This is a genomic window from Anaerolinea thermophila UNI-1, assembly GCF_000199675.1.
GTDB classification, from domain to species: Bacteria; Chloroflexota; Anaerolineae; order Anaerolineales; family Anaerolineaceae; genus Anaerolinea; species Anaerolinea thermophila.
The window spans coordinates 1,198,218-1,210,369 of record NC_014960.1; the positions used below are offsets into that span (position 1 = coordinate 1,198,218).

The 12,152-nt window shown below is 53.5% G+C and carries 7 protein-coding genes; 2 read left to right on the forward strand and 5 right to left on the reverse strand.

Features of this window, described 5'->3' with window-relative positions:
• Positions 1 to 77 precede the first annotated feature (77 nt).
• Both rpoC and ANT_RS05435 read left to right on the forward strand, forming a co-directional pair.
• The gene (gene rpoC, locus ANT_RS05430; protein ID WP_013559510.1) at positions 78 to 4,307 is read left to right on the forward strand and encodes a DNA-directed RNA polymerase subunit beta'; all 4,230 of its coding nucleotides are present in this window, start codon (positions 78 to 80) and stop codon (positions 4,305 to 4,307) included.
• A 127-nt stretch (positions 4,308 to 4,434) separates the two neighbouring features.
• A complete protein-coding gene (locus ANT_RS05435) occupies positions 4,435 to 7,380 on the forward strand; it encodes a DNA topoisomerase (ATP-hydrolyzing) (protein WP_013559511.1) in 2,946 nt (981 codons plus the stop codon).
• Here ANT_RS05435 and ANT_RS05440 read toward each other — a convergent pair.
• The 5 genes from ANT_RS05440 to ANT_RS05460 all read right to left on the reverse strand — a co-directional run bounded on the left by ANT_RS05440 (position 7,325) and on the right by ANT_RS05460 (position 11,715).
• Positions 7,325 to 8,482 (reverse strand): nuclear transport factor 2 family protein, encoded by a 1,158-nt coding sequence (locus ANT_RS05440; protein ID WP_013559512.1) that lies wholly within the window; start codon positions 8,480 to 8,482, stop codon positions 7,325 to 7,327. The two genes, ANT_RS05435 and ANT_RS05440, sit on opposite strands and share 56 nt — an antisense overlap.
• 15 nt (positions 8,483 to 8,497) lie before the next feature.
• Entirely contained in the window at positions 8,498 to 9,079 is a 582-nt protein-coding gene (locus tag ANT_RS05445; protein ID WP_013559513.1) for an HDIG domain-containing metalloprotein, read from the reverse strand.
• A 42-nt stretch (positions 9,080 to 9,121) separates the two neighbouring features.
• The gene (locus ANT_RS05450) at positions 9,122 to 9,757 is read right to left on the reverse strand and encodes a SanA/YdcF family protein (RefSeq protein WP_172634575.1); all 636 of its coding nucleotides are present in this window, start codon (positions 9,755 to 9,757) and stop codon (positions 9,122 to 9,124) included.
• A gap of 45 nt (positions 9,758 to 9,802) precedes the next feature.
• Positions 9,803 to 10,804 (reverse strand): phosphate/phosphite/phosphonate ABC transporter substrate-binding protein, encoded by a 1,002-nt coding sequence (locus ANT_RS05455; protein WP_172634576.1) that lies wholly within the window; start codon positions 10,802 to 10,804, stop codon positions 9,803 to 9,805.
• 89 nt (positions 10,805 to 10,893) lie between these two features.
• Positions 10,894 to 11,715 (reverse strand): lipoate--protein ligase family protein, encoded by an 822-nt coding sequence (locus ANT_RS05460; protein ID WP_013559516.1) that lies wholly within the window; start codon positions 11,713 to 11,715, stop codon positions 10,894 to 10,896.
• Positions 11,716 to 12,152 lie beyond the last annotated feature (437 nt).

The following is a 12,152-nucleotide window of genomic DNA, read 5'->3' on the forward strand; positions in this document are numbered from 1 at the left end:
CAGCGCCTTTGTTCGGATTCGAGGCGCATGGCTCTGTTTTGTAGCGTTCCATCAGGTTTCGAACAGGAGGCTTTTTAGTGGAAACCAAGGGTCTCACCGCACTGCGTATCAGTTTGGCTTCGCCGGAACATATTCGTTCCTGGTCTTATGGCGAAGTGTTGAAGCCGGAAACCATCAACTACCGGCGTTTGCGCCCTGAAAAAGATGGGCTGTTTTGTGAAGCCATTTTTGGCCCCACACGTGACTATCAATGTTACTGTGGAAAATACAAAAACCCTCGCTATAAAGGCATTGTTTGTGATAAATGCGGTGTAGAAGTCACCCGTTCCTCGGTGCGCCGCGAACGCATGGGGCATATTGAACTGGCGACGCCGGTGGCTCACATCTGGTACACGCGTCGCATTCCTTCTTACCTGGGGCTGCTGCTGGATATTTCCCGCCGTAACCTGGACCGGGTGTTGTATTTTGCGCAGTATGTGGTTACCCATGTGGATGAAGATGCGCGCCAGAAAGCCCTGAAGCGTCTCGAGGATGAAATCAGCGTTTCGGAACGCGAACAAGCCAATCAAATCAATGAGAAAATCAAAGAGATTAAACTCGACCGTGATCGCAAACTCAACGAACTGAGCCAGCAAAAGAGTGAACTGCAAGCCCGTGCAGATGAACAAATTGCCATGCGGCTTGAACCAGTCATTAAGGAAGGCCAGCGCCTTGAAGCCGCTTTGCAGGAACGCATGGGGCAAACGGTTTCCAAGCCTATTGTGTTCGAAGCCGCGGGAATGACCATCGTGGAGGCTGGGCAAACGGTCACTTCGGCGCATCTTTCCATGATTCAGCGCACGGTGAAACAACGCTTGGACGAACTGGAAAGCGAAGTGCGTGACCAGTTGCGCCGTGATCAGGAACAGATCACCATGGAGATGGAACGCATTCGCGCCGAAGCCAATGAAGCCATGGAAGCCCTGCGCAACCAGTTGGAAGATCAGGCGGTAGTCTCTCAAAATCAGAACTCCCGTCTGCGCGATGAATTAATTGAACTGCGTCCCTTCACCTTCCTCACCGAGAGCCGTTACCGTGAACTCAAACAGCGCTGGGGGCAGGTCTTCCGCGCCGACATGGGGGCTGAAGCCTTCTATGACATTCTTCGGCGTCTGGACCTGGACAAACTGGCGGAAGATTTGTGGCACGAGGTGCGCACGTCCAAGAGCAAGCAGAAGCGCAAGAAAGCCACCATTCGCCTCAAGGTTGTGGAAGCCTTCCGCCGTTCGGGCAATCGTCCTGAATGGATGATTCTGACGGTTCTTCCTGTTATCCCGCCCGACCTGCGTCCCATGGTGCAGTTGGACGGCGGGCGCTTTGCCACTTCTGACCTGAACGACCTGTACCGCCGCGTGATTAACCGCAACAATCGTCTCAAGCGCTTGCTGGAACTGGGGGCTCCGGATGTCATCGTACGCAATGAGAAGCGTATGTTGCAGGAAGCGGTGGACTCACTGATTGACAATTCTCAGCGCGGGAAAGCCCTCTCGCGCCGTGGACGTCGTGAACTCAAGTCTCTCAGCGATATGCTGAAGGGCAAGAAAGGGCGTTTCCGCCGCAACCTGCTGGGTAAGCGCGTGGACTATTCCGGGCGCTCGGTCATTGTCGTGGGTCCGAAACTGAAACTGCACCAGTGCGGTTTGCCCAAGACCATGGCGCTGGAACTCTACCGCCCCTTTGTGATTGCCAAACTGGTGGCTCACAACTACGCTGCCAATGTCAAAGGCGCACGTCGCTTCATTGAGCGCAATCGCCCGGAAGTTTGGGAAGTTTTGGAAGAAGCCATTAAGGAACGCCCGGTGTTGCTTAACCGCGCGCCGACGCTCCACCGTTTGGGTATCCAAGCCTTTGAACCGGTCCTGATTGAAGGGAGCGCCATTCAACTGCATCCGCTGGTGACTACCGCCTTCAACGCGGACTTCGATGGTGACCAGATGGCAGTGCATGTACCGCTTTCCGATAAAGCCGTTTGGGAAGCGCGTAACCTGATGCTGGCTTCCAAGAACCTCCTCAAACCCGCCGATGGCGAGCCGATTATCAGCCCGTCCAAAGACATGGTTCTGGGCGTATATTACCTGACCATGGACGATGGCTTGACCAACCATAAAGGTGAAGGGCGGTACTTTGCCGATATGGACGAAGTGGAAATGGCTTACCATCTCGGTCAGGTGGAGGTGCATACTCACATTCATCTGCTGACCGAAACGTGGTACGAGGAATACGAAAAGAAAGACCGCCGTTTACCCAAGCCGGAGAAGCGCATGATCAAGACCACTGTCGGGCGGGTACTCTTCAACCGCATTTTGCCCGATAACGTACGCTTCCGCAACATTGTGCTGGACAAAGGTGGTGTAAAAGACCTGATTGCCGATGTGCTGGAAGTGTGCGGACAGGAAAAGACCACGGTGGTGGCGGACCTGATCAAAGATATCGGTTTCGAGTATGCCATGAAGTCTGGCGCAACCATTGCGGTTTCAGATATCAGCATTCCCGAAGAGAAAAACGATATTCTGGCAAAAGCACAGGCGGAAGTGGATCAGGTTCAGCGTGCTTACCGGCGCGGCTTGCTTACCGAGCAGGAACGCAACGAGCGTATCATCGAGATCTGGCAACAGACCACCAAAATCGTTGCCGATACGGTCAAACGCAACATGGACCCGAATGGCAACCTCTCCACCATGGCGCTTTCCGGTGCCACGAAAGGTGGTTTTGGCCCCATCGCACAGTTGGCGGGGATGCGTGGTCTGATGGCTGACCCGGCTGGACGCATTATCCGTCTGCCCATTACCTCGAACTTCCGCGAAGGCTTGACCACGCTGGAGTACTTCATCTCCACACACGGTGCACGCAAAGGTCTGGCAGATACTGCCTTGCGTACGGCTGATGCTGGTTACCTGACCCGCCGTCTGGTGGATGTGGCGCAGGATATTATTATCAATGAACTTGACTGCGGCACCAGGGAAGGCATTTTCATCCGCAAAGCCGATGATGTTGCCGGTCAGTCTTTCAAGGAACGCTTGTTTGGACGGCTGACCGCCGAACGGGTCATTGACCCGCGCACTGGTGAGGTGCTTGCCGAGCGCGACCAGATGCTTGATCACGAACTGTGCCGTCGTATCGTCGCCGCGGGTGTGGATGAGGTCAAGGTACGTTCACCCATGACCTGTGAACTGGTGCATGGAATCTGCGCCAAGTGCTACGGTATGGATCTTGGGCGTGGTACGATGGTGGAATTGGGTGCTGCGGTAGGGATTGTTGCGGCTCAATCCATTGGTGAGCCCGGTACCCAGCTGACCCTGCGTACCTTCCACACGGGTGGTGTGGCAGCAGGTGGTGACATTACCACCGGTTTGCCGCGCGTGGAAGAACTCTTTGAAGCCCGTCGCACTCCCAAGGGTGAAGCCATCGTCTCGGAGATTGCCGGTACGGTGCGCATCCTGCAATCGGACCGCTATTCTGATCAGCGTTTGGTGCGTGTGGAACGCAGTGAACTGGTCAGCGACGAATACGAAATTCCTGAGGGCTGGCAGGTGATGGTCAAAGATGAGGGCACGGTCTCTCTGGGTGATCCCATTGCCGTGCTTGGCGAAGCCAGCATTACCGCTCAGCATGCGGGACGGGTGCGCGTTGAAGAAAACCGTGTCATTGTAGCCTACGAACAGCGTGAGAGCGAGGAGTATGAAATTCCCAGTACCGCGCGCATTGTGGTCAAAGATGGCGAACACATCGAAGCAGGTACACCGCTCACCGAAGGGTCGCTCAACCCGCATATGATTCTCAAGATCAAAGGGCGCGAAGCCTGTCAGATGTACCTGTTGACCGAGATTCAGAAGGTATACCGCTCGCAGGGGCAGAACATCAATGACAAGCACTTTGAGGTTATCATTCGTAAGATGATGGGCAAGGTGCAGGTGTTACGACCCGGCGATACCAACTACCTGCCTTCGGATTATGTGGATCGTCTGGAGATTCGCAAGGTCAACGAGGAACTGATTGCCATGGGCAAACAGCCCGCTCGCTATGCAGAAGTCTTGCTGGGTGTCACAAAAGCTTCGTTGAACACTGACTCGTTCCTCTCGGCTTCGTCCTTCCAGCATACCATCAAGGTGTTGGCTGGTGCGGCAATTGCGGGGATGAAGGACAACCTGTACGGCTTGAAGGAAAACGTCATTATTGGCAAACTTATTCCGGCTGGTACCGGGTTTGTCCATGGACGCTTTGCCAATAAACAACAGGAAAAGGCTGAGGAAGTGCCCTCGCAGGATTAGTTGAACTCTGTAGAAGTGTATCCCGCCCCCTCAAAGGGCGGGATTTTTTTAATCAAGATAGAAAATAGAACAAATTTCCATCTGTGGTAAGATAGGAAAGGAATTGAAAATGTGAGGAGAGTGATTCATGGAAGTTGGGCTGGTTAAGCGGGTGGATATCGATCAGGAAATGCAACAGTCCTATCTGGATTATGCCATGAGTGTCATTGTGGCGCGTGCATTGCCCGATGCTCGTGATGGGCTCAAGCCAGTCCAGCGGCGCATCCTTTATGCCATGCACGATATGGGGTTGGGACCCGATGCCGGTTACCGCAAATCGGCAAGAATTGTGGGAGAGGTGCTGGGAAAATACCATCCCCATGGCGATGTAGCGGTTTATGAAGCCATGGCGCGCCTGGCGCAGGATTTTACCATGCGTTATCCGTTGGTGGATGGACAGGGCAACTTTGGTTCGATTGACGGTGACCCACCTGCCGCCATGCGTTACACCGAAGCCCGCTTGACCCGCTTTGCAGTGGACTTGCTGGCGCAAATTGACCGCAACACGGTAGATTTTGCTGATAACTTCGATGGCACGTTGCGTGAACCGACAGTGTTACCCGCTGCGATTCCCAACCTGTTGGTGAACGGTGCGAATGGCATTGCCGTGGGAATGGCTACCAACATTCCCCCGCACAATCTCTGCGAAGTAGTGGATGCCTTGGCGTTCATGCTCGACGAATGGGAGCGCCTCGACGAAATCGGTGTCCCCGACCTGATGCGTTTCATCAAAGGTCCTGATTTCCCAACTGGCGGTATCCTACTCCAAAACGTTGAAGATGGCGGATTGCTGGCGGCGTATGGTTCGGGAAAGGGGCGTATCCTCATTCGGGGAAAGGTGCATGCCGAGGATTTAGGGCGTGGGCGCACCCGCTTGATTATTACCGAACTACCTTATCAAACCAATAAGACCAGCCTTATCGAACGTATTGCCGAACTGGTGCGCGAGGGTGTACTGGAGAGCATTTCGGATTTGAGGGATGAATCGGACCGCCAGGGCATGCGCATTGTCATCGAACTCAAACAGGGGGCAGAGGTGGAGACGACCATTCGCACCCTGTACCATCGCACTCCCCTGCAAAGCACTTTTGGGATCATCCTGCTGGCGCTGGTGGATGGTGAACCCCGTTTGCTGACCCTCAAGCAAGCCCTGCGGGTGTTTCTGGAACATCGCATTGTGGTGGTGCGGCGTCGCAGTGAGTACGATTTGGCGCGTGCGCGTCACCGTGCTCATATTCTGGAAGGCTTGCGAGTGGCTCTGAAAAATCTGGATGAAGTCATCCAGTTGATTCGCAACGCACCCGATGCTGAACAAGCCCGTACCCGTTTGATGAAGCGCTTCAAGTTGAGCGAGATTCAAGCCCAGGCAATCCTGGATATGCAGTTGCGCCGTCTGGCATCTCTGGAACGAAAGAAGATTGAAGAGGAATACCGCGAAGTTACCGCGCAAATCAAAGCCCTGGAGTCCTTGCTTGCTTCAGCAAAAAAGATTCGTTTGGCTGTTAAGGAAGAGTTGTTGAAGATGAAAGAGCAGTACGGGGACCGCCGCCGCACCCAGATTGTCACGCTGGAAGGGGAAACTGCCATCCATCAATTTCTTACGGCTGATGAAATGGCACCTGCCGACAAAGTCTGGGTGGGAGTTATGGCAGATGGCAGAGTGGGGCGTACGGCTGGAGAAGGTTTGCCTGCTACTCCTGCTTTGCACTGCCTGCGTGCTTCCACGCGTGCGGTATTGATACTGGCAAATGCCCAAGGGCAGGCTTCGGCACTCTCGGTAGGCGCTTTGCCGGTAGTGGAACGCTGGCAGGATGGCATGCCTCTTCACAAAGCCAGTGCTCTTTCCGAAGGAGATCGCGTGGTGCTGGCGCTGGCACTGGAACCGGATGACCCCAAAACTGACCGCTATCTTCTCACGGTCACCCGTAATGCGCTGGTGAAAAAGAGCAGTTTGGAAGAATTGCCCGGGCCCTCGGCGCAGAAGTTTACCCTGGTCAAAGTCAACCCGGAAGATGAATTGCTTACGGGTGTGGTGACCGAAGGGCAGGATGAAGTACTTTTACTGACCGCTGGTGGCATGGCAATCCGTTTTTCGGAAAGCGAGGTGCGCCCGATGGGGCTGGTTGCTGCCGGTGTTCTGGGTATGAAATTGACCGAAGGCGATCAGGTATCTGGCTTGGTGTTGAACCCGCAGGAAAAAGACATCCTCTTTGCCTGTTCGGATGGCACCACGGGGCGTATCGCCGGTGCGGATTTCCCCCTTCAGGGTCGCTATGGGCAGGGAGTGCTGGCGACTCGAGTTTCTCGCGGCGCTGAGGTGGTAGGGGCGTTGGGGGTACAACATCAAAAAGAGGTTTTGCTCCACCTTTCCTCTCAGGATGTGCTGGTTGTTCCTGTTTCCGAAATTCACCGCATCAAGCGCGGAAATAAAGGCACACGTTTGAAACTGGCTACTCCTGGCAAAGAAATTCTTGCCCTGACCTGGATGCCTGCCATAGAAACCCCCACAAAGCCGGAAGGTTCAGTTCCTTCTCAAAGAAAATCAGTTCGCGGAAAGAAAGTAACAGAGCCTTCAGAAATTTTGTCTTCTCAAGAGACAAAGAAGAAGAAAGAGATAAATTCTTCTACTGCAAAGGGAAAGCCAAGTTCAAAAGTAACCGCGCGGAAAGCCACTGCAACTTCTCCGGAGTCGGGGAAGAAGGTGGAGAGACCCTCCGCTACAAAGGGAAAGGCAAGCACAAAAGCCGCCGCGCAGAAAACCGCCCCTACTTCTGAGAAACAAGAAGAAACGGAGAAGACAAAAATAACCCCAAGCCGTTCAAGGAAAAAAGACCAGGGACAGCCCTCTGCTTCCGAATCAAGTACGAGGAAAAAGACGGCTCAGGCTGAAAAAGAACAACCCGTCTCCTCCGGAAAAACTGCCACCCAGCCTGCTGAAAAGAAAGGTAAAGCCTCCAAACTACAGCAAAAACCTCTCCCTATGATGGATGAAGCGCCTGAGACTCGACGGCGACGGAAACCGTCGGATGAGTAATCTGAAAATTGCTGGCGTGGTACAGAATCCGATCGTTGAAGAGGTGAACGGTGTCTGTACCTTCCTGGACTTCTCCACGGGGTGATGAGGCTTTCCACTTGAAAAACCGCAGGTTGCCCTGTGAGTGAAGCGAAGTCAGGGTATAACGGGCTTGGGGAAGCAGGTCATTCAAGAAATACCTGTACCAGCGCTCGATAGCCGGGTGTCCCTGATCGGTACGCAGGGCTTTCACATGCACAGCGGCGGGATGATAGAGCAAAAGCAGGCGGTGGATATCCTGCTGGTTGAGGGCTTCAAACAGCGCCTCGATGATGTCCTTCGATGGAGGTGCTGGCTGTGGAGCAGGGGCACGATGATGATGGGCTATCACTTCCCACAATTCGGGTAGATCGCGTCGGCAAAATTCCCAGCCCCAGAAATTGCAGCCAGGCAGTTCGTTTTCTTCTACGGCTTGAAGAAATTCCTGAATATCCTGTGGTGTGGGGCGCCAGCCTCCCCATTTATAGGCCGCACCTGTAGGAATGATGGGAGCAGCAGGTTGCAGGTTGCGATATTCCATTAAACAACGGTGCAATTGGGCGGCAGGGTTGTGGGCTTGCTCCCAGTACACTTGGGGCATGATGACCTGCACCTGAGACAGGAAAACTTCCCAGGGCAAACTGGCATGTAGTTTAGGAAAGCGGTAGGAACTGAATCCCAGAGTCAAATCGGGAAAATGACTGCGCAACTCTCCCAGGTACTTCTGTGCGGCAATTTTTCGTCCAGGTAGTTTGTATTGCTCTTCGGCATCAATCACGAAGCCATCGAGGTGAAGTTGGGAGAGCCTGCGGATAGCAATTTGTGCTTCAGGGATTGGCTCAAATCCATATATATACTGCCATCCCCAGGCTTGAATGCCGCGCGCATGCAGAGCCTCCACCAGTGGGGGAACGTAATCCTCTTTGCCGTCTTTGCTCATATTGTGCGGATAAAAGCGGTCGGCAATTTTGATGAGAACATGCGTCAGCCCTGCTTTTTGGGCTTCTTCGGCAATGGCTTGAACGTTGCCTTTCTCACAGTTGGGAATGTTCCACAGGTAAAACCCTTTGCCACGCAGATTCATGGATGGATCTCCAAACTAGGATGATGGAGATTCGATGTTTCCCTCCAGTCCCAATTCAGGGGCAATGCGTCGCATCGCCAGAATTACATTGTCCACATGTTCCCAAAGATCAATTCCCAATTCCTGCGCGCCAGCGGCAATTTCCTCACGGTTTGCTCCTGCGGCAAAAGCGCGGTCTTTCCACTTCTTTTTGACCGAAGAGGAAGTCAGGTCATACAGAGAGCGAGAAGGACGTACCAGGGCTACTGCAGTGATCAGCCCCGTAACTTCATCGCAGGCATACAGGGCTTTTTCCATCAACGTGGTACGGGGAATGCCCGTATGGTCAGCGTGGGAGAGGATGGCACGCACAATCTCTTCCGGGACGCCGTGTTCCCGCAGGATGGGAGCACCAGCAATGGGGTGTTCTTCCAGCGTAGGGTGGATTTCCCAGTCAAAATCGTGGAGCAATCCTACAACGCCCCATAACTCGGCATCTTCCCCGTATTTTTCGGCATAAAAACGCATGGCGGCTTCCACCGAAAGCATGTGGTTGATGAGATTGGGATTCTTAACGTAGGTGTGGACAATTCTTAATGCCTCTTCTCGGTTCATCATCGAACTCCTCCTTGGATGGGGTGCAAGAAATAAGCCAGAGGGCTATCCAGAGCGTTGCTCCTCTGGGAAGATTGGCTCATAAGGTCCCAGAACCGGCACGGGGTGGGTTACCCATACCTCCCACAAGGCTACCAAGGTAGCCATGGTTTCTCGAATGTTCCAGATCAGTTGCGAACGTTTTAAGTAATAGCGATTGTCTGCAGGTACGCCCCATGCCTTCACTCCCAATTGATTGCACAGGTAAAGAGCCCGGGGAAGATGAAACGGTTGCGTCACCAGAATGGCTTCCGTGACACCAAAAATGGCTCTGGCACGATAACATGTATCGTAAGTGCGTCTGCCGGCGTAGTCCAGAACGATATTTTCAGCAGGCACGCCCAGATCCAGCGCGTATTGCCTCATCGCGCCCGGTTCGTTGTAATCCACAAAGCGGTTATCCCCGCTCATCAGTAATTTCTTCACCTTGCCTTGAAAATACAGAGCAGCAGCAGTTTCCACGCGATCCCTCAACACAGGGCTGGGGGTGCCGTCTCGGGAAAGTCCCGCACCAAAGACGATGGCAACCGGCATCTCCGGTGCATCAGCAACGGGGATGATGCGAGATTTGGCGTACAACGCTGTGAACCCGCGTGCGGCAAGCAAAAGGGTAGTGGCAACTAAGATAAGGACGATAAACATAGAAACAATTCTGGAAAAAGTTCGGCGGTACATTTTGAATTGAGGTTATTTTCCAATGAGTTCAGCATAACGGACTCCCAGCGCCGCCAGGGTTTCGCGGAGCGGGTCATAGAGGGAATCGTCAACAACACGCAAGTCCTCGATTTCATAATCGGCAAATAGAGAAAGGTTAGAACGCCCTTCATCGCTCTTGACCAGGTCTATCAAGGCTTGTTCCAGGGTTTGTTGCATCTCTTCGGACATTCCGGCAGCATATACCAGCGCTAAATTCGGGATAAGCGGATCGCTGCGCCAGACTACCGGGATGCGTTCCAGGGCATCCGGCAGGTCCTGTAACACAGCAGAAGAGGTGCGCGGATCTCCTGAAATGGCAAAAGTTGCCCCAAAATCGCATACCCCTTGCACGTAAAGCGTCCGAACAATGCCACTGTGGGTTTGGGTAAAAACCGGCTCGGCTGTTCGAATCCCGTTACGGGCAAGCAAGCCTGCCGGTACAAGATAACCCGCTGCAGAAGTTGGCTCAACATAACAGGGGCGTTTCCCTTCAAACTGACGGAGTGCAGTCGCAGCATCGGCGCTGTTTTGCCCGCTCAGTGGATCAAAATACAGTTGAAAACCACTGCTGGCATTGACCAGGAACTGCACCCCATACCGGTACACCCCAAAGTGATTGCTGAGCAATCCCACCTCGGCTATCCCACGCTGGCTGGCGTACAGATACGTCAGCGGCGGCATCCATGCCAGATGAACGTCGGTTTTCTCCATTGCTTCCAGCAACTGCCGGTATGTACTGAAGGATTCTGCCCGGATTGCCAGTCCCGTCTGCCCGGCGATCTGTTGAATGACCCGGTCTGCTGCCGGGGGTTGCTCCACACTGCCCGCATCAATGTACCCAAATACGATGGGGTTTTCCACTTCACCCAGTGGAACAGGCGTGGCGGTGGAAGTTGGTTGCGGAGTGGGGGTTTCGGTAGGAATAGGACCGGGAGCAAGGGTGGGAGTGGCGCTCAGACATCCTGAAAGCCAGATGCCCACCCAGGCAAGCATCAGAACGCCTGGCCATGTCCGAAGCAGGCCCACAGGAAACCCGAGAAAATTAACCGGGGAGCGCATGATACAGCGGATTATACCTGAAGTTACACGCGTTCTGTCCAGGACGGATGAGCGTATTTTTCTTTTTCCAGTTGTGCAACACGCGCCAATTCGTGAGAGGTGAGGGGACGGATTTCCCAGGTGACGCCGAAGGTTTCAGCAAAGGCTTGTATGAAGGCATCGGCGGCTTCCTGCCAGGTGACAATGCGCCCCAGCGCCTGTTCAAGCGTGATTGCTCGTTCCAGCAGACGGGTGGCGCTTTGCTGGCGTTGTTCCTCGTCGGTGTGGTTGAGCGCGAGGGTGATGCGGGTTAAATCCCCATAAAGCGGTAAACTGCCGTGTTGCAAAACGCTCTCTTTCCGCCGAAATTGAGCGCTGCCGATCAGTTTCTTCCCGTTCACGGTAATTTCGTAATTTGAGGGCACTTCAAAACAAACCGGTCCTTTTGGATTTGCGCCTTCCGGCAGAGGATACTCCTTTTGAGAGACCGCCGGAACAGCCAGATGATCCAGCGCTTTCAACAGGAAGCGGGAGATGCGCATGTAACTTTCCAGCAGTCCCCCGCTCATGATTTCATGGGTAGCCGGTGCGATAACAGCATAGGTGAGTTCATCGGTATGCAGAATCGCCCGTCCGCCGGTAGGGCGGCGGACCAGGTTCCAGCCTTTTTCGGCAAGCCTGGTGCGGTGGACATCTCCAACAGGTTGGGCTTGTCCCAGCGAAAGACAGGGTGGCTCCCAGGCGTACAACCGCAGAACGGGATGAGACTCGCCCCGGGCGCAAAATTCCATCAGTGCTTCGTCTACAGCCATATTCCAGGCACCGCGTGCGGGAGGAGAAATCAACAATCGCCAGATGTTCGTCATGCCCCAATTATAGTAAAAAAAATGCACGATGCACTTTGTTAACTTTTTTAGCATTTTTTCACCTTATCGATGATGTTTTCGGATATTCCCGGTTCGAGAAAAATAAATACCGGAAATGACCGGATAAATTGCTGAAATTCTCGCCGGTTCTGGCAATTCATTTGCAGTTTTGTGGTGGAAAAATTGGTTAACGCTCACATTTTATTCATTCATTTGAAAGAGGTTAAGAGGTAAGTTAAATCTATTGACAAAAGACAGGAATTGTTATAGGATATTGAAAAGTCAGCGAGTGAGTGATGTTCAATTGGATGAGAAACGCCCGGAAACCCTGAAAGTCAGGGGCTTTGTCTTGTCCAATCCAAAGAAGGAGGTGAGGGAGAGGAAGCATATCGCTGGACGGTCTATTTTTTTTCTGTGTAAGCACTACCCGGTGACGG

Coding starts and splice junctions, on each gene's coding strand:
- ANT_RS05435 (WP_013559511.1), top strand. CDS start 4,435: ATGGAAGTTGGGCTGGTTAAGCGGGTGGATATCGATCAGGAAATGCAA.
- ANT_RS05440 (WP_013559512.1), bottom strand. CDS start 8,482: ATGAATCTGCGTGGCAAAGGGTTTTACCTGTGGAACATTCCCAACTGT.
- ANT_RS05445 (WP_013559513.1), bottom strand. CDS start 9,079: ATGATGAACCGAGAAGAGGCATTAAGAATTGTCCACACCTACGTTAAG.
- ANT_RS05450 (WP_172634575.1), bottom strand. CDS start 9,757: ATGTTTATCGTCCTTATCTTAGTTGCCACTACCCTTTTGCTTGCCGCA.
- ANT_RS05455 (WP_172634576.1), bottom strand. CDS start 10,804: ATGCTTGCCTGGGTGGGCATCTGGCTTTCAGGATGTCTGAGCGCCACT.
- ANT_RS05460 (WP_013559516.1), bottom strand. CDS start 11,715: ATGACGAACATCTGGCGATTGTTGATTTCTCCTCCCGCACGCGGTGCC.